The sequence below is a fragment of the Mycobacterium marinum genome, from assembly GCF_003391395.1.
In the GTDB taxonomy this organism is placed as follows: Bacteria; Actinomycetota; Actinomycetes; order Mycobacteriales; family Mycobacteriaceae; genus Mycobacterium; species Mycobacterium marinum.
The window spans coordinates 390,713-409,228 of sequence record NZ_CP024190.1 but is presented as its reverse complement, the minus strand read 5'-3'; the positions used below and the strand labels follow the sequence as shown (position 1 = coordinate 409,228).

General features: G+C 65.3%; 16 protein-coding genes. 9 read left to right on the top strand and 7 right to left on the bottom strand.

Annotated elements, in window-relative coordinates; all coding sequences use genetic code 11:
• Positions 1–4 precede the first annotated feature (4 nt).
• Complete coding sequence (locus CCUG20998_RS01780) at positions 5–1,087, bottom strand: NAD(P)H-dependent amine dehydrogenase family protein (RefSeq protein WP_020731448.1); 1,083 nt, start codon at positions 1,085–1,087, stop codon at positions 5–7.
• 105 nt (positions 1,088–1,192) lie between these two features.
• On the opposite strand from CCUG20998_RS01780, the gene CCUG20998_RS01775 reads away from it, so the two are divergent.
• The 4 genes from CCUG20998_RS01775 (at position 1,193) to CCUG20998_RS01760 (ending at position 7,079) form a co-directional block, all read left to right on the top strand.
• Positions 1,193–2,101 (top strand): alpha/beta hydrolase, encoded by a 909-nt coding sequence (locus CCUG20998_RS01775; RefSeq protein WP_020731447.1) that lies wholly within the window; start codon positions 1,193–1,195, stop codon positions 2,099–2,101.
• A gap of 127 nt (positions 2,102–2,228) precedes the next feature.
• Positions 2,229–3,746: a PE family protein gene (locus tag CCUG20998_RS01770; RefSeq protein ID WP_012392363.1), complete on the top strand. Its 1,518-nt coding sequence runs from the start codon at positions 2,229–2,231 to the stop codon at positions 3,744–3,746.
• A 151-nt stretch (positions 3,747–3,897) separates the two neighbouring features.
• Positions 3,898–5,388 (top strand): PE family protein, encoded by a 1,491-nt coding sequence (locus CCUG20998_RS01765; RefSeq protein ID WP_020731445.1) that lies wholly within the window; start codon positions 3,898–3,900, stop codon positions 5,386–5,388.
• A 209-nt stretch (positions 5,389–5,597) separates the two neighbouring features.
• Positions 5,598–7,079 carry a PE-PPE domain-containing protein gene (locus CCUG20998_RS01760; RefSeq protein ID WP_020731444.1) on the top strand — a complete coding sequence of 494 codons (1,482 nt, stop codon included), beginning with the start codon at positions 5,598–5,600 and terminating at the stop codon, positions 7,077–7,079.
• 13 nt (positions 7,080–7,092) lie between these two features.
• Here CCUG20998_RS01760 and CCUG20998_RS01755 read toward each other — a convergent pair whose 3' ends face one another.
• The gene (locus tag CCUG20998_RS01755) at positions 7,093–7,716 is read right to left on the bottom strand and encodes a TetR/AcrR family transcriptional regulator (RefSeq protein ID WP_011742251.1); all 624 of its coding nucleotides are present in this window, start codon (positions 7,714–7,716) and stop codon (positions 7,093–7,095) included.
• 167 nt (positions 7,717–7,883) lie between these two features.
• On the opposite strand from CCUG20998_RS01755, the gene CCUG20998_RS01750 reads away from it, so the two are divergent.
• A complete protein-coding gene (locus CCUG20998_RS01750; protein ID WP_012392360.1) occupies positions 7,884–8,009 on the top strand; it encodes a hypothetical protein in 126 nt (41 codons plus the stop codon).
• A 42-nt stretch (positions 8,010–8,051) separates the two neighbouring features.
• On the opposite strand, the gene CCUG20998_RS01745 is transcribed toward CCUG20998_RS01750, so the two are convergent.
• From CCUG20998_RS01745 to CCUG20998_RS01725, 5 genes are all read right to left on the bottom strand, one after another.
• Positions 8,052–9,476: an NAD(P)(+) transhydrogenase (Re/Si-specific) subunit beta gene (locus CCUG20998_RS01745; protein WP_012392359.1), complete on the bottom strand. Its 1,425-nt coding sequence runs from the start codon at positions 9,474–9,476 to the stop codon at positions 8,052–8,054.
• Positions 9,473–9,811, bottom strand: coding sequence for an NAD(P) transhydrogenase subunit alpha part 2 (locus CCUG20998_RS01740; RefSeq protein WP_011742254.1), 339 nt, complete (start codon positions 9,809–9,811; stop codon positions 9,473–9,475). Before CCUG20998_RS01740 ends, CCUG20998_RS01745 begins: the two co-directional genes overlap by 4 nt.
• 15 nt (positions 9,812–9,826) lie before the next feature.
• A complete protein-coding gene (locus CCUG20998_RS01735) occupies positions 9,827–10,915 on the bottom strand; it encodes a Re/Si-specific NAD(P)(+) transhydrogenase subunit alpha (RefSeq protein ID WP_020731443.1) in 1,089 nt (362 codons plus the stop codon).
• A gap of 242 nt (positions 10,916–11,157) precedes the next feature.
• The gene (locus CCUG20998_RS01730) at positions 11,158–11,619 is read right to left on the bottom strand and encodes a nuclear transport factor 2 family protein (RefSeq protein ID WP_020731442.1); all 462 of its coding nucleotides are present in this window, start codon (positions 11,617–11,619) and stop codon (positions 11,158–11,160) included.
• A 74-nt stretch (positions 11,620–11,693) separates the two neighbouring features.
• Positions 11,694–12,572: a hypothetical protein gene (locus CCUG20998_RS01725; RefSeq protein WP_036456928.1), complete on the bottom strand. Its 879-nt coding sequence runs from the start codon at positions 12,570–12,572 to the stop codon at positions 11,694–11,696.
• Positions 12,573–12,726: 154 nt separating this feature from the next.
• Between CCUG20998_RS01725 and CCUG20998_RS01720 the strand changes: the two genes are divergently transcribed.
• The 4 genes from CCUG20998_RS01720 (at position 12,727) to CCUG20998_RS01705 (ending at position 18,394) form a co-directional block, all read left to right on the top strand.
• A complete protein-coding gene (locus CCUG20998_RS01720; RefSeq protein ID WP_099052680.1) occupies positions 12,727–13,947 on the top strand; it encodes an acyl-CoA dehydrogenase family protein in 1,221 nt (406 codons plus the stop codon).
• Complete coding sequence (locus CCUG20998_RS01715; protein ID WP_020731439.1) at positions 13,940–14,770, top strand: tyrosine-protein phosphatase; 831 nt, start codon at positions 13,940–13,942, stop codon at positions 14,768–14,770. The genes CCUG20998_RS01720 and CCUG20998_RS01715 overlap by 8 nt, the downstream gene beginning before the upstream one ends.
• A gap of 123 nt (positions 14,771–14,893) precedes the next feature.
• On the top strand, positions 14,894–16,546 hold the full coding sequence (locus tag CCUG20998_RS01710; protein ID WP_020731438.1) for a PE family protein: 1,653 nt from the start codon (positions 14,894–14,896) through the stop codon (positions 16,544–16,546).
• Between the two features lie 99 nt (positions 16,547–16,645).
• Entirely contained in the window at positions 16,646–18,394 is a 1,749-nt protein-coding gene (locus CCUG20998_RS01705; protein ID WP_020731437.1) for a PE family protein, read from the top strand.
• Positions 18,395–18,516: the final 122 nt, after the last annotated feature.

The following is an 18,516-nucleotide window of genomic DNA, read 5'->3' as shown; positions in this document are numbered from 1 at the left end:
TCGGTTAGTTGGAGACCATGGGCGTGTACAGCCCTTTACCCGTGATTAGGGGCAAGTCCAGTGTCGTCCTGATGCCCGGTGTCGCCGTGAGGACCGCCGGGATCGCGTTGACGATGCGGCCCGCGGCGCCGACGATGGCGGCGTGGTTGTGATCGCCGTTGCGGCTGCTCGGAACGATGTCCACGGCATAGGACGGCTCGCCGGTGATTTCGATGCGATAGGACCCTCCACCGGAGGCGGGTTGGGGCCAATCGGGTCGTAGGTCGGGCCGCAGCCGGGTGATGTGCTCGATGACGATGGCGGCCTGCCCGTCGACCATGCCCCGGATCTCGAATTGCAGCACGGCTTGGGTGCCCTTGGCCACCGGCCCCACCGCGATCTCAAAATCTTCCGGCGCCGGTTCACGCTGATACGACTCGGTGATTTCGTCAACCTCGATACCCAGGCCGGCCGCCAACTGACGGATCGCCGTCCCCCAGGCAATGCCGAGCACGCCCGGCTGCAGCAGCATGGGCACCTCGTCCAGGGATCTGCCGAACCCCATGTAGTGCATGACCTCTGCGCCGTCATAGGAGGCATAGTCGTGGATCTCCATGCAGCGCACCTGCTCGATGCGCTGACAGGTTCCGGCCAGGGCAAACGGCAGGAGGTCGTTGATGAACCCCGGGTCGACACCGGTGATGAAGATGCTCGAGTTCCCCTGCTCGGCAACGCGTTGCACCCGAGCAATGTATTTGTCGGGGATAACGCCCCAGGGGTATTGCAGCAAGCCGGGCGAAGAGCCTACGACATTGCTGCCGGCCGCCAGGATGCGCATCACGTCCGCCATTGCGTCGGGCAGCCGGGTGTCTCCCATCGCGCAGTAGACGACGCACTCGGGCGCGGTGGCCAGCACCGCATCCAGGTCGTTGATCGCCGCGATCCCGGTCTCGATACCCACCCCGGCGAGGTCGCCGGCGTCACGGCCCACCTTCTCGGGCGTGGATACACACACCGCGGTCAGCTCGAACGCCGGGTTGGTCACCAGCTCGCTCAGGGCCAGCCGCCCGACGTTTCCGGTTCCGACGTGAGCAACCCGGATCGCCATGGGGTGTCCTCCATCCCGCCGCAACGCTGCAACTTTTCTAGACAGTAGTCCATAATTCTTTGAGGTGACGGACGCCGTCGGCCCCTGCCGCAAAGGAGAGCCCCGATGACACAGCGCCAGGACGTGCGGTTCCCCTGCGGCGAGGAGATGATCAGCGCGTGGCTCTACCGGCCCGCCGGCGCCGACCCCGCGCGCCCGGTGCCCATGCTGGTCATGGCGCATGGTCTGGGCGCGGTTCGCACCATGCGCCTGGACGCCTACGCGCAACGGTTCAGCGCGGCCGGCTACGCCTGCCTGGTGTTCGACTACCGCAACTTCGGCGACAGCGAGGGCCAGCCCCGCCAGCTACTCGACATCAGAATGCAGCTGCAGGACTGGGCGGCGGCGGTGGCCTACGCGCGCACCTGCGACGGGGTCGACCACGCCCGGATCGGCCTGTGGGGCACCTCTTTCGGCGGCGGGCATGTGATCGCGACGGCGGCCCGGCTACCGGGCATCGCCGCGGTGGTGGCGCAGTGCCCGTTCACCGATGGCATCGCCTCGGTGCTCGCGATCGCGCCGACCACGGCCATCCGTGTCACGGCGCGGTCGATGCGCGACCTCATCGGATCCCGGTTGGGCAGGCCGCCGGTGATGATTCCCACCGCGGGCAAACCGGGCGAGGTTGCCCTGATGACCGCTCCGGACGCCTACCCGGGCTACCTGGGCCTGATGCCGCAGGGCGCCCAGGTGCCCAATGAGGTCGCGGCCCGGATCGGGATCAAGGTGCTTGGCTACCGTCCGGGACGCAGCGCGCGCAAGATCGCCTGCCCAATCCTGTTCTGCGTGTGCGAAACCGATTCCGTCGCGCCCGCCGGTCCCACCCTGCGCTACGCCGCCCGGGCTCCTCGCGGTGAGGTCATCCGTTATCCAGAGGGGCACTTCGCCATCTATCTCGGCGACGCCTTCGAACACGTAGTGGCCGATCAACTCGCCTTTCTCGACAAGCACCTGAAGCCGGCCGGCCAGCCCTAAGAGGTTGCCCAAACGCCGGAATTAACGGCGACACCGTTTTACCCTCTGATTGATACCTAATACCCGCGGTTCCGGGTTGGTCCTGATCGACCGGGCCTGGGCCCGGATTGCGGGGAAGGACGGGGAGATGTCGTACGTTCTCACAGCGCCCGACCTATTAGCGTCGGCGGCCACCGATGTAGACGGAATCGCCGCGACGCTCCAGGTGGCCAATTCGGCGGCCGCGGCCCCAACCTCGGGCCTGCTGGCGGCGGCACAGGACGAGGTATCGGCAGCGATCGCGAAGGTCTTCAGCGCCTACGGCCAGGAGTACCAGGCGGCCATCGCCCAGGCGTCGGCTTTCCACACCGAATTCACTCGCGCGCTGGCGGCCGCGGGAGCCGCCTATGCGCAAGCCGAAGCCGCGAACGCGAGCCTGATAACCGCCGGGGTGTCTGACGCGCTCACCGCCATCACCACACCGATCCAGTCGCTGTTGGGGCCGGCGGCGATCGGCACCGGAGGCGCGGGCAGCGCCGGTGCCCTCACCGCGGTCAGTTCGACCCTGATGGCCGATCCGGTAGTCGCGCTGATCATGGGCGGCACCAGCGTCCCACTGCCCGGGCCCGGCTACGTTTCGGACATCAACAACAACTACATCCAGCCGCTGTTCTCCGGAGCCATCCCACAAGCGTTGTTTACTCCCGAACAGTTCTGGCCGGTGACTCCCGGGCTGGGCAACTTGACGTTCAACCAGTCCGTCGCGCAAGGCGTGACGCTGCTGAACGATGCCATCAACACGCAGCTGGCTCTGGGCAACAAGGTCGTCGCGTTCGGCTACTCGCAGAGCGCCACCATCGTCAACAACGAAATCCTGGCGCTGATGGCGATGGGGACCGGTGCCCCCGACCCCGGCGACCTGTCGTTCATCATGGTCGGCGCCCCCAACAATCCCGACGGCGGCCTGCTGGCCCGCTTCCCGGGCTTCTACATCCCGTTCCTGGACGTGTCGTTCAACGGTGCGACCCCGGCGGCCAACCCCTACCCGACCTCGATCTTCACGGCGCAATACGACGGGATCGCGCACGCTCCGCAGTACCCGCTGAACATCCTGTCGGACATCAACGCCATCATGGGGTACTTCTACGTGCACGGGAATTACCCGGATCTGATGTCGGGACAAGCGATCCAGTTGCCGACGTCTCCGGGTTACACCGGCAACACCGATTACTACATGTACCTGACCCAGGACCTGCCGCTGGTCCAGCCGATTCGCGACATCCCCTATGCCGGACCACCGCTCGCCGATCTGATCCAGCCCCAACTTCGGGTGCTCGTCGACTTGGGCTACTCCGATTACGGACCGGGCCTGAGCTACGCGGATGTGCCCACCCCGGCCGGACTGTTGTCGGTGCCCAACCCCTTCGCCGTCAGCTACTACCTGCTCAAGGGGAGCCTACAAGCGCCCTACGGTGCCGCGGTGGAAATCGGGGTCGAAGCCGGATTGTTGGGACCGGAGTCCTTCCCCGACACCTACCCATGGGTGCCCTCGCTCAACCCGGGCCTGAATTTCTACCTCGGCCAGCCGAGCGTGACGCTGCTATCGCTGCTCAGCGGTGGCCTCGGAGACATATTTCATCTGATTCCGCCACCTGTCTTTCCATGAGTGGCGTCCATGAGTGGCACTAGCAATAGCTTGCGGAAAATGCCGCGCTGGCCCGCGGATTCGCTCTACTGTCGGTTGCGTACCTCAGCTCCGCCGGTTCCGGGTTTGTCCCGGCCCAGCCGAGCGGCCCCGGTCTAGAAAGGGCGCGGATATGTCGTATGTGATCACGGCGCCCGAGATGTTGACGACCGCGGCAACCGACCTAGACGGGATCGGGTCGGCGATCAAGGCGGCCAGCGCCGCCATTGCGGGTCCGACCACCGGTGTGGCGGCCGCGGCCGCGGACGAGGTTTCGGGAGCCATCGCAAAACTGTTCGGCATGTTCGGCCAGGAATACCAGTCCGTCGTCGCGCAAGCCGGCGCTTTCCAAACGGAGTTCACCCGGTTGCTGGCGACCGCGGGGGATAGCTACGCGATCACCGAAGCTTCCAACGCGCTTGGTGCGCTCAACACGCAAGCCCAGACGTTGCTGGGCGGGGCCTTCGGCACCGCCGCGGGGACTTCGGAGACGGCCCCACTGGCCGCGGGCACCCACGTCGCGTTCGTCATGGGCGGCACCGCAATACCCTGGCCCGACGCGACGTATGTGACGGCGGTCCAAGATCTCTTCATCGATCCCCATTTCCCGGGGTTCAGCACACAGGTCCTCTTCACGCCGGAGCAACTCTGGCCATTTACCAGCAATCTGGGCAGCCTGACGTTCGGTCAATCCGTCGCCCAGGGTGTGGCCATATTGCGAGATGCGCTCAGTGCCCAACTCAGCGACCCGGCAAATACCGCCGTCGTCTTCGGCTACTCGCAAAGCGCCACGATTGCCACCAACCAAATACGCGCTTTCATGAGCCAGCTGAATCCGCCCGGTCCCAGCCAGTTGTCGTTTGTGCTGACCGGCAATCCGAACAACCCCGACGGCGGCGTCCTCGAACGCTTCAACGGTCTTTACCTCCCGATTGTGGATGTGTTGTTCAATGGCGCGACCCCGCCGGATTCGCCCTATCCCACCGCCATTTACACCGCCCAATACGACGGCATAGCCAACTTCCCGCGCTACCCGCTCAATGTGGTGTCGGACGTGAACGCGATAATGGGCTTCCTTTATGACGAGCACTACTACGCGGGCCTGACATCGGACCCGAACGCCATAGACTCCGGGCCCACCGTTGCCAACGCGGTGCAGCTGCCGACCTCGCCCGGCTACACCGGCAATACCGAGTACTACATGGTCCTGGCCCAGCATCTACCGCTTACCGACCCGCTTCGTCAGATCCCGTACGTGGGAACACCCATCGCCGATCTGATCCAGCCCTCGCTGCGGGTGATCGTGGACTTGGGCTACAGCGATTACGGACCGGGACAGAACTATGCGGACATCCCCACCCCCGCCTCACTGTTCTCGCTGCCCAACCCGCTCGCGGTGAGCTATTACCTGGGCAAGGGTGCCGTGCAGGGGGTGCAGGCATTCATGGTGGATGAGGGATGGTTGCCGCAGTCCTACCTGCCCGACACCTACCCCTACGTGGCGTCGTTGTCGCCCGGGCTGAACGTTTATCTGGGCCAGCCGAGCGTGACCGGACTATCGCTGCTGACCGGCGCCCTGGGAACGGCGGCTCGCGACCTGGGATGGATTCCGTCCTGGGATTGATTCCCTCCGCGGTGTGAGGCGGCCGCGCATTCCAGCCGCACCGACAACAAGCGCGCAATGTGCCATTGGCGTAAAAGCTTTTTTAAATCGCCCCAACTGTCGACTAGAACCGTTCTACGCTCGCATTAGAACTCAGGTTGCGTGATGACCGGGTTGAGTGTCGTCTCTGAACGACGGTGAAGCGCCCGGATTGCGGGGAAGGCGGCGATATGTCGTATGTGCGAACCATCCCTGAATTCTTGAGCACGGCGGCCGCGGACATCGGCGGCATCGGATCGGCGCTCACCGACGCCAGCTCGGCCGCCGCCGGCCCGACGACCAACCTTTTGGCGGCGGCTGCCGACGAAGTGTCCACCGTCGTCTCGAAGTTATTCGGCGGCTACGGGCTGTCGGCCCAGGCGGTCCTGACCCAGGCCAGTGCGTTTCACGACGAATTCACCGAACTGCTGGCCAATGCCGGGGGCATATACGCCCAGGCGGAGGTCGACAACGCCGAGGCACTGACGAACGCGGTGGGCGAATTCAGCGAGCCGTTCATACAGCTGTGGGACCCGGCTTACACCTATATCGGCTCCAACATCGCCACCGGACCGAATCCACAACCAAACGAGCCGTCGCTGACCCCCGAATTCGCGTTGATCATGGGCGGAACCTTCGACCCGCAACCGTTCCCCTTGTACGTGACGACCATCAACAACGCATTCATCCAGCCCTTCTTCCCCGGCGCGACCTCGGTGGGCCTGTCTTATCCCGCACAGTTCTGGCCGCTCACCTCGGGCCTGACGCTCAATCAGTCGGTCGCCGAAGGCGTCATCGATCTGAACAACGCACTCAGCGTGCAGATCAACGGGGGCCAGCACGTCATCAATTTCGGATTCTCACAAAGCGCGGTGGTGGCCACCCAGGAAATGCAGCGCCTGATGGCCCTGCCCGTCGGCATGCGACCGGACCCCAGTGACCTGTCCTTCGTGCTGGCCGGCAATCCAGCCACCCCCAACGGAGGGATCTTCACCCGCTTCCCCGGAATGCATATCCCCTTCGTGGACTTGACGTTTACCTCGCCGACCCCGCCGGACACCCCTTACCCGACCACCATCTACGCCACCCAATACGACCCCACCAGTGATTTCCCTCGATACCCGCTCAACATCCTGTCCGACCTCAACACCTTGATGAGCCTCGGCCAACACGAGCTGTATCCGAATCTCGACGTCAGTAACGCCGTCCAGCTGCCAACCTCACCCGACTACACCGGCAACACCACCTACTACATGTTCATGACGAAGAACCTGCCGCTGCTCGAACCGGTTCGCGCCATCCCCTTCATCGGCAACCCGATAGCCGACTTCATCCAGCCCGACCTGCGGGTGCTGGTGGACCTGGGCTATTCGGATTGGGGATCCGGCCAGGATTACGCGAACGTCCCCACCCCGGCCACGCTGTTCCCGATACCCAACCCCTTTGTGATCGGCACCGATCTGGTCATCGGGGCCGTGCACGGATCCACCGCCTTGGCGGTGGATCTTGGCCTGCTGCCGGCATCGGCGCTACCGAATGCCTATCCGTATCTGCCGTCCCTGGACACGGATCTGAATTTCTTCCTGGGCCAACCGGGCGTCACCGACATTTCGTTGGTCACCAATGCCATCGGGCCGGTGCTGCAAAGGCTTCCGGCGATCAACCCCGGCTAGGAACCTGCCGGTTTCAGGACCCCAGCGGCGACTGGTTGCGAATGGATTCATCGCGTATGAGCCCGCGCAGCAAAGCGGTGCTGAACTCGGCCGCGATCTCTCTGGCCGTACGCCGACCGTGTGGCCGCAACCAGCGGTAACTACCCAGCGTCATCCCGATATAGCCCAGCGCCACCACGTGCGAATCGCACTCGTAGAACTCCCCGCTGGCGATCCCGCGGTCGATCAGGCCATGCACGTGCTCGTGAACCTGGGCTTCCTTTTCGCGGACCTCGGCAACCTGTTCGGGGGTAAACCACTCGGCGATATAGGGCTGCTCCTGGAAGTACACCGCGGCGCGCTCGGGGTTGTCGGCGATTCCGGTGAGCAACCGGACGGTGTATTGATAGAGCGCCTCGCGAGCCGTCCACGACGGCTCTGCGTGCAACGCGCCCAGGGTGCCTTCGGCGGCCTGGCGGTAGATGTCGAACAGGATCAGCGACTTGCTGGCGTAATAGTGGTAAACCGTCGCCTTGTTCAGCCCGATCACGTCGGCGACGTCGTCCATCCGAGTGCCGTGATAGCCCCTGGCAGCAAACAACTTAGTCGCTACTGCCAGCAACTCCTCACGACGTGAAAGTCCAGTTTCGGACGGCATTTGCCCTCGCTATCGTCACTGCCTGGCCGAGCCGGGCGGGCCACAGAATCAGGCATTTACCAATCAACTGGTTGGACAGTCTATGCAACGGCTGCACCGCCTGTTGCACCGGCGCGGTTGGGGCTAGACTCGCTAGCGGACGAAGTCGCGAGTCGAGAGGTGGAGTAATGGATCCGAGTCCTGACTACGACGCTAGCGACGAGATCGAGTTCTTCTTCAACTACCTGACGTGGGGCTTGCGCGGGGTAACCGACGGCAACGGCTACCCGCCACCGGCCTACCCGCCCGTCTAGGCGGCCCGAGCCGGGCCCGCCGAGCCCGGCTCTCGAGGCGCGCTACAGCGCCTTGAGTTCTTCGGCGACCTCCGTGACCGACTTCTTTGCGTCACCGAACAGCATCGTGGTTCCCTCGCCGTAAAACAGCGGGTTGTCGATCCCGGCGAACCCGGAGTTCATCGAACGCTTCAGCACGATCACTGACTTGGCCTTGTCGACGTTGAGAATCGGCATCCCGTAAATCGGGCTGGACGCGTCGTTGCGCGCCGCCGGGTTGGTCACGTCGTTGGCGCCGATGACGATCGCCACATCGGTGCGGGCGAACTCGTCGTTGATGTCGTCCATGTCCTTCATGGCGTCGTAGTCGACCTCGGCCTCGGCCAGCAGCACGTTCATGTGCCCGGGCATCCGGCCGGCGACCGGGTGGATGGCGTACTTCACCGCCACACCCTTGTCCTCGAGCAGCGAGGCCATGTCCTTGACCGCGTGCTGCGCCTGCGCGACGGCCAGACCGTAGCCGGGCACCACGATCACCTGGTTGGCGTAGGCCATCTGAATCGCCGCATCGGCGGCCGAGGTGGCCTTGACGTGCTTGTCACCGCCGCCGTCAGCACTGGGGGACACGCCCCCGCCACCGAAGCCACCCGCGACGATCGCGGGGATGGAGCGGTTCATCGCCTTGGCCATCAGGTTGGTCAGGATCGAACCCGAGGCGCCCACGATCATGCCGGCGACGATCATCGCGGTGTTGTTCAGCGCCAGACCCGCCGCCGCGGCGGACAGCCCGGTCATGGCGTTGAGTAGCGAGATGACCACCGGCATGTCGGCACCGCCGATCGGCAGCACCACCATCAGACCCAGCACGCCGGCGGCGGCCAGCAGGCCGATCATCCACCACAGCGACACCCCGCCACTGCCCGGATGCGCATCCAGACCGATCACCACCGCGGCCACCACGGCCCCGACCAGCAGCAGCAGGTTGACCGGCTGCTGGGCCTTACCGAAGCCGATCGGCGCGCCGGAGATGAGCTCCTGCAGCTTGCCGAACGCGATGATCGAGCCCCAGAACGAGATCGACCCGATGATCGCCGCAAACAACGAGGCCACCACGATGTGCACGGTCGGCGACTCGCCGTGCTGGAACGCCGAGAATCCCTTGGTCTCGATGAACTCCGACAGCGCGATCAGCGCGACGGTGCCGCCGCCGACGCCGTTGAAGAACGCGACCAGCTGCGGCATCGCGGTCATCTTGGTCAACCGGGCCGGCGGCACACCCAGTGCGACACCCACGACCAGGCCCGCGATGATCAGCACCCACTGATCGGTGTGCCTGATCTTGACCAGCGTGGCGGCCACCGCAATAGCCATGCCCACCGCGGCGATCAGGTTGCCGCGCACCGCGGTCTTCGGCCCGGTCAGGCCCATCAAGCCGTAGATGAACAGCGAGAACGCCAGGATATAGAGGCCGATCACCAAGTAGTTCATTTGGCGGCGGACCCTTCTGCCTTTTCGGCCTTGACGGCCGCGACTTTCTTCTTGCCCTTGAACATGCCCAGCATGCGGTCGGTGACGATGAAGCCGCCAATGACGTTGAGCGTGCCGAACACCACGGCGACGAACAGGATGATCTGTACCGCCAGCGACGGATGCTCGACCTCGCCGAACACCACCAGCGCGCCGAGCACGACGATGCCGTGGATGGCGTTGGTCCCCGACATCAGCGGGGTGTGCAAGGTGTTGGGCACCTTGGAGATGACCGCGAACCCGACGAACCCGGATAGCACCAGGATCGCCAGGTTGGCCAATAGCTCGTCGTACATCGTTGAGCAGTCCTCTCAGTCGTCGCCGCGGGTCACGCAGGAGTCCGCGATGACTTCGTCGTCGAAGTCCGGGGCCAGTTTGCCGTCGGTGAGCAACAGATCCAGCAGCGCGGTGATGTTCTTGCTGTAGAGCTCACTGGCGTGCTCGGGCATCGTCGCCGGCAGATTGAGCGGCGAGGCGATCGTGACATCGTGCTTGACCACGACCCGCCCGGGTTCGGTGAGTTCGCAGTTGCCTCCGGTCTCGCCGGCCAGGTCCACCACCACGCTGCCGGGCTTCATCGCCTCGACGGCGGCGGCGGTCACCAACCGCGGCGCGGGGCGGCCGGGAACCAGCGCCGTGGTGATCACCACGTCGAAACCGCTGATCGCCGCCTCCAGCGCCTTCTGCTGCTGGGCACGTTCCTCGTCGGTGAGTTCGCGGGCGTACCCGCCCTCACCGGCGGCATCGATACCGATGTTGAGCCACTGCGCACCCACCGAGCGCACCTGGTCTGCCACCTCGGGACGCACGTCGTACCCGGTGGTCCGGGCGCCCAGCCGCTTGGCCGTGGCCAGCGCCTGCAGGCCGGCCACCCCGACGCCGAGCACCAGGACGGTGGCCGGCTTCACCGTGCCCGCCGCGGTGGTCAGCATCGGGAAGAACCGGGTCGATTCCGAAGCCGCCAGCAGCACGGCCTTGTAGCCGGCCACGTTGGCCTGCGATGACAACGCGTCCATCACCTGGGCACGCGAGATACGCGGGATAGCTTCCAGCGCAAAGGCCTGGACACCGGCTTGCTTCAACGCACCGATCGAGTTGTCGGCATTGCGGGGGGCCAGAAAGCCGATCAGGGTCTGCCCGTTGCGCAGCTTGCCGACCTCGTCGGCGCTCGGCGGTGCGACCTTGACGACTACGTCGGCGGCCCACGCATCGCCGATGGTGGCGCCGGCTTCGGTGTAGAGATCGTCGGGCAGCAGCGCTCGCTCACCGGCGCCGGATTCCACCACCACGGCCACCCCGCTGTTCACCAGCGAGCCGACCGCCTTGGGTACCAGCGCGACGCGGCGCTCGTCGGGCGTGGACTCGGCCACCACGCCCACCGTCGTCTGCGGATCTGTCATGGCGCGTCTACTTCCTCTAACTCTCCGGCGCGATTCATCTGCCGTTTTGCTCGGCTGCGCGCTTGGCTACCTTAACGTGTGCCAGCCGAAACACCGATTTGCGCTGTCCACGGGGAGCTGATCGCGAAGCATCAACTCAAGGCTTGATGGTGCGCCGTTCACCCGGCCTTCGGTACCGGTCGAGGTGTTGTGGCGCCACAAGATGGCGTTGTGTTTTCCGCCGCGTCACACCGGCTGGCCACTCACCACATCGGGATCTCTTGGCCGTGCTCAGCGGCCGGTCGCGGGCCGAAGAAGCGTCGCTGCGATTCGGTGATCGCCACATCGTTGATGCTCGCCTCGCGGCGGGCCATCAGCCCCGAGGGGGTGAATTCCCACAGTTCGTTTCCGTAACTGCGGTACCACTGTCCCGTGGCATCACGCGACTCGTACTGGAACCGCACCGCAATGCGGTCCTCACCGAAGCTCCACAGGCTCTTTCGCAGCGAGTAGTCGAGTTCGCGCTGCCACTTGCGGGTCAAGAAGGCGACGATCTGTTCCCTGCCGACGACGTACTCGTCGCGGTTTCGCCACCGCGAGTCCACCGTGTAGGCCAGGCTGACCCGCTGCGGGTCGCGGGTATTCCACGCGTCCTCGGCGGCTTGGACCTTCTGGGTAGCGGTTTCGAAGGTGAACGGCGGAAATGGCGGCCGGCTCTCAGTCATGGGGTTCATCGTGCGCCTCGACCGACACGACACTGAAGCGGTTGCGCGAACACGCCGCAGCAAGTCGCAACCGCTTATGTCTCGCGATGGCCCCGCCGGGCCAGGGCTTGGCGGACCCGACGGACGACGTCTTCGGGTGCGTCCCCGGCGATCACCCGGATGACGATCCAGCCCAACTCGTCGAGCTTGCGCAGCCGCCACTGGTCACGGGCATATTGCCGGCGGTCGAAGCGATGCTGGTCACCGTCATACTCGGCAGCCACTTGGTATGTCTGCCAGCCCATGTCGAGCACTGCGACCAGACGCCAGTTCTGGTGTACCGGTATTTGGGTGACGGGAACGGGCAGGCCCGCATCGATCAAGACCATCCGCAGCCAGGTTTCCCGGGGCGAGGCGGCGCCCGCGTCGACCAGCGGAAGCGTGGCGCGCAGCCGCCGCAGCCCGCGCGCTCCCGAGTACCGCTTGGCGAGCAGCAGCACATCCTCGCCGGAGAACGCCGTCGCGCGCATCAACGCGTCCAGCCGCGCCACCGACTCGCCGCCGGGTAGCTGCCGCCCCAGGTCAAAGGCCGTCCGCGCCAGCGTGGTCACCGCCAGCCCGGCAACACGCGTCACCTCGTCGGGCTCGATTCGCAGATTGCGCGTGATCACCCCGGCCGGGGGATGGGGGTTGCGCCAGATCAACTCGACCGGCTCGTCGTCGCCGATCCAGTCCGAGCCATGCAACCCGGCGGCCGCGAGCCCGGCCAGCACGCCCCGCCGGCCCGTCCATAGCCACGCCGCCTTGCAGCGCGTTCGAAACGACGGTGCGGCGTGGGCGGGCAGGTAGACGTCGGGGTAGATGGCGCGGAATTCGGTTCGCAGCCGATACGGGCTCAGCCTCCCCCGCCGCACCGCCTCGCTGCCCACGAACACGTCTTCGTTCCTGGCGGCCCTGGCAGCCCTGGCGTCCATGACCAGACCCTGGCAGGACCCGCCGACAGCCCCGCCCAGACTTAAACCATTGCGATACCCAACGGGGTGTCTTGGCAGACGTTTAAGTGTCGCGTTGACGACCTAAGAATCAGCGCCGTGACACGTGTCCTATGGTGGCGGAATGGACTTCGCGATGTCGGCCAAGGCCATCGATTACCACCAGCGGTTGTCCGACTTCATGACGGAATACGTATTTCCGGCCGAGGCGGATTACGACAAGTACCGCGAAGACGCCGGTCCGCACGATCACACCGTCCCGCCGGTCGTCGAGGAACTCAAGGCCAACGCCAAGGCGCGCGGCCTGTGGAACCTGTTTCTCCCGGCCGAGTCCGGCCTGACCAACCTGGAATACGCGCCGCTGGCCGAGCTGACCGGGTGGAGTCTCGAGATCGCGCCAGAGGCACTCAATTGCGCGGCGCCCGACACCGGAAACATGGAGATCCTGCACATGTTCGGCACCGACGAGCAGCGCAGGCAGTGGCTGGACCCGTTGCTGCACGGCGAGATCCGCAGCGCCTTCTCCATGACCGAGCCGGCGGTGGCCAGCAGTGATGCCCGCAACATCGAGACCACCATCTCGCGTGACGGCGCCGACTACATCATCAACGGCCGCAAGTGGTGGACGTCGGGTGCCGCCGATCCCCGCTGCAAGATCCTCATCGTGATGGGCCGCACCAACCCCGACGCGGCCGCCCATCAGCAACAGTCGATGATCCTGGTCCCGACTGATACCCCGGGGGTGACGATCGCCCGGTCGACGCCGGTGTTCGGCTGGCAGGATCAGCACGGCCACTGCGAGGTGGAATACGACAACGTCCGGGTGCCGGCCACCAATTTGCTCGGCGAAGAGGGAACCGGGTTCGCGATCGCGCAGGCGCGCCTGGGACCAGGGCGCATCCACCACTGCATGCGAGCGCTGGGCGGGGCCGAACGCGCGTTGGCGCTCATGGTGGACCGCGCCCGCAACCGGGTGGCATTCGGCCGGCCGCTGGCCGAGCAGGGCGTGGTGCAGCAGGCGATCGCCAAATCCCGCAACGAGATCGACCAGGCCAGACTGCTGTGCGAGAAGGCGGCGTGGACGATCGACCGGCACGGCAACAAGGAGGCCCGCCATCTTGTGGCGATGATCAAGGCGGTGGCCCCTCAGGTGGCCTGCGACGTCATCGACCGCGCCATCCAGGTGCACGGCGCCGCGGGCGTCAGCAACGACACCCCGCTGGCCCGGCTGTACAGCTGGCATCGCGCGATGCGAATTTTCGACGGCCCCGACGAGGTACACATGCGATCCATCGCACGTGCCGAACTCGGACGGGAAAAATCCGCGTTCGCGGCGGCGGTCACCTCCCATGGCTGAGACCGGTCCCGAACTTCCGGGCGCCTGGAATTTTCGCGACGTTGCCGACAGCACGGCGGCGCTTCGCCCGGGACGGCTGTTCCGGTCCAGCGAGCTGAGCGGTCTTGACGATCAGGGCCGTGCCGCCCTACGCCGATTCAAGATCACCGACGTCGCCGACCTGCGCTCGTCGCGCGAGGTCGCCCGGCGCGGTCCGGGGCAGGTGCCGGCCGGGGTCGACATCCACCTGTTGCCGTTTCCCGATCTCGCCGACGACCAAGCCGGCACCGACGACAACGCGCCCCATGAGACGGCGTTCAAACGACTCCTGACCGACGGCGACGCGGGCGAATCCAGCGAGGCGATCGATCAGGTCGCCGCCCGCTACATGGCCGACGAATACCGGCAATTCCCGATGCGCACCGGGGCCCAGCGCGCGGTACACCGCGTGTTCACGCTGCTGGCCGCGGGGCGCCCGGTGCTCACGCACTGCTTTGCCGGCAAAGACCGCACCGGCTTTGTGGTCGCCACGGTGCTCGAAGCCGTCGGCGTGGACCGCGACGTGATCCTGGCGGATTACCTGCGCAGCAACGACGCGGTGCCGCAGCTGCGTGACCGGATCTCGGAAATGATCCGAGAGCGCACCGACGTCGAACTGACGCCCGAGGTAGTGACCTTCACCAAGGCCCGGTTATCCGATGGCGTCCTCGGCGTCCGCCCCGAATACCTGGCCGCGGCATGGCAGACAATCGACGAGACTTTCGGCTCACTGGATGGCTATCTGGCCGACTCCGGCATCACCGAAGCCGACCGGCACCAGCTGCGCAGCGCGTTGCTCGGCTGACGCACCACGGGTCGGCGCTGATTGCTCCAAAAGCCCGAACGCGAGCGTGGAATCGCTTTACGCTCAACGGGTACCGGCATTGCGGGTGAGTAACCGCCCCCGCTTGCCAGGAGGGACAGCGCGTTGTCGTACGTAGTTGCGCAACCGCCGGCAATAGCGGCGGCGGCTACTGAGCTGGCGGGTATCGGTTCGGCCCTGAGTGAAGCCACCGCCGCTGCGGCGGGCCCCACCACCGCGATCCTGTCGGCGGCCGCCGACGAAGTGTCGACCGCCATCGCGCAACTGTTGGGCACGTTCGGCGCCGAATATCAGGGGATCAGCACACAACTGGCCGCGTTTCACGCGCAGATCACTCAGCGGCTGGCCACGGTTGCGAATTACTACATCAATGCCGAAGAAATCAACAACGCCGCCCTGCTAGAAGAAGCGACCGCTGGACTTTATTCGCCGAATTCGCCGCCGACCGTGCCGGCCGTGTTCAACGACTACGTCGCGATCGCCATGGGCGGAACCGGAACGCCAATTCCTTCGACCAGCTACCTCGACGCCGTCAACACGCTCTACATTCAGCACATTGCGCCCGGCGCGATCGCCAAGGCGCTGTTCACCCCCGAACAGCTGTACCCGATCACCGGCGTCAAGAGCCTGCCCTTCCAGACGTCGGTACAAGAGGGCCTGAAAATCCTCGACATCTCGATCTGGAACGAAATCAATGCCGGAAACCATGTGACGGTTTTCGGCTATTCCCAAAGCGCGGTCATCGCCTCGCTGGAGATGCAGCATTTCATCTCCCTGGGCCCGAATGCCCCCGACCCCAGCCAGATCAATTTCATCCTGACCGGCAACGAGATGAATCCGAACGGGGGCATCCTGGCGCGTATCCCCGGTCTCAATGTCGCGAGCCTGGGTCTGCCGTTCTACGGGGCGACGCCGGACAATCCCTACTACACGACGACCTACACCCTCGAGTACGACGGCTTCGCCGACTTCCCGCGCTACCCGCTCAACGTCCTGTCCGACGTCAATGCCGTGTTCGGCATTCTCACGGTGCACCGAACCTACCCGGACCTCACTCCCGAACAGATCGCCTCGGCCACGCTGCTGCCGACCGAAGGTCCGACGACGGGCACCTATTACATGATCCGCACCGAAAATCTGCCGCTACTGGACCCGGTGCGCGCGATCCCCGTGATCGGAGAGCCGCTGGCCGCCCTGGTCCAGCCCGACTTGAAGGTGCTGGTCAACCTCGGCTACGGCGACCCGAACTACGGCTACTCAACGAGCCCGGCAAACGTGCCCACCCCATTCGGCCTGTTCCCGGACGTCTCCCTGCAGGTTGTCGCCGATGCGCTGGTCGCCGGAACACACCAGGGCATCAACGACTTTGGCGCCGCCCTGCCGACCGCGCTGAGCACCACACCCCAGATCGCTCCGCTGGAATTCCCGCCGTACGTGCAGTCGGTGCTGCCGCCCGCGCCGCCGCCGATGCCGGCCACGCCGATCAACATCGCCAACACGCTTGCCTCTGTCGTCTCGACCGGCTACTCGGTTCTGCTGCCGACCGCGGACATCGGTCTGGGATTCGTCACCAGCCTGCCCGCCTACAACCTCACCCTGTTCCTGAGCCAGCTGGCGCAGGGTGATCTCCGGGCCGCGATCGAACTGCCGCTGGCCGCCACGTTCGGGCTGGGCGCGCTGGGTGGCATGATCGAGTTCATCGCGGTGATGGAAGCCGCGGCCGAGATCGCCCAGGATCTGCAGAGTCTGTATCTCTAGTGGCCGCTCGGCGCCAAACTCCCGACAGACCGGCGAGACGGACTTAGGCTAGCTGGGCCACCCTTGCCAACCCTGGTTGTTGGGAGGACGAACGAACCCATGACGTACGTGTTCGTTGAACCAGAGACCATCACCACGATGGCCGCAGATCTCGAGGGCATCGGGTCGGCGATCGACGCCGCCAGCGCCGCGGCCGCCGGCCCGACGTCAAGGCTGGTGCCCGCGGCCGCCGACGAGGTTTCGACGGCGATTGCGGGCCTCTTCGGCGGTTACGGCCAGCAGTACCAGGCCGTCGTCGCCCACGCCTCCGCGTTTCATCAGCAGTTCACGCAGACCGCGGCGGCCGCCGGGTTGGCCTATGCCCAGACCGAGGCTTCGTCGGTCGCCGCAATCTCCAACGCATTAGAAGCGTTTGGGACACAAGCCTATTCGCTGCTGGGAGGTGGCAATGCCGCGGCATCGGCCACGCCGTCCGCCTCGATCACCACCACCCCACTGACGGGACCCACGGTTTCGTTGGTCATGGGCGGCAGCGGGAACCCGCTGCCCGGGCCCGACTACCTGGCGGACTTCTTCAACTACATCACCCCGCAATTCGGTGTCACCACAAGTCAGGCACTGTTCACTCCCGAGCAGCTCTACCCGCTCACCGGCGAGAAGAGTCTGCCGCTGGCCATATCGGTGAGCCAGGGCGTCCAGATACTGCACAACGCGATCCTGGGTCAGCTCGCCGAAGGCAACAGCGTCGTCGTCGGCGGCTATTCACAAAGCGCGATCATCGCTTCTCTGGAGATGCAAAATCTCGCGGCCATGCCGCCCGGCACCGCTCCGACCGCCGACCAACTCGGCTTCTTACTGCTGGCCAACCCGATGAACCCCAACGGCGGCCTGCTATCGCGCTTCGCCGGGCTGACCCTGCCCAGTCTGGGCGTGGACTTCTACGGCTCCACCCCCGCCGACACGATCTATCCGACCTCGATCTACACCCACGAATACGACGGGTTCGCCGACTTCCCGCGCTACCCGCTCAACATCGTGTCGGATCTCAACGCCATTGCGGGCATCGCGTTCGTGCACACCGATACCCCGACGATCAATCCCGAGACCCTTCCGCCCGGCGACCTGATCAAAATGGACACGTCTGCCGATTACACCGGCAACACCTCGTATTACCTGATCCATACCGAGCGACTGCCACTGTTGGAACCGCTGCGGTTCATCCCGGTAGTCGGAAATCCGTTGGCAGATCTACTGCAACCGGATCTGACGACGATCGTCAATCTCGGCTACGGAGATCCCCGGTACGGCTACTCGACCGCGCCGGCCAACATCGAGACACCGTTCGGCCTGTTCCCGGAGGTCGACCCGAAGGTGGTCGCCCAACAGCTGGTCATCGGCACTCAGCAGGGATTCCACAATGCCGCATACGATTTGGTCGCACCGCAGCCATCGCCACCCACCCCGCGCCTGTTCCTGGACATCCCCAATCCGCTGGCGTCGATCGCGTTGCCACCGCCGGCCAGCTTGGTGGCACCGACGTCAATCGACGGCTTCATCAATGCCCTGCAGACGGCAAACACAACTGTCACCAACGCTTTCACCGACGTCCTGGCAACCAGCTACGCGAAGCTGCTGCCTACCGCTGACATCATCAATGCCGGCCTCACCACGGTTCCGTCCTACAACGTCAATCTATTTCTGGATGGGATCGAGCAGGCGGTCGATGGCGATCCCATCGGACTGATCAACGCCATCGGGTATCCGATCGCGGCCGACGCGGCGTTGCTCGGACTGGCGGGCGGCCTTGAAGCCCTGGTGCTCTTGGGCGCCATTGTCACCGACTTCTAGCCGCCTACCAGCGGTAAAGCCCGGGGGCGAGACTCCTCCCGAAAATGCGACGCCGGGGTTCTCGCTCCCGCTAGGCTACTGAAACCGCCCCGCCGCCATTGCGAATTGCCGGCAATTCGCAA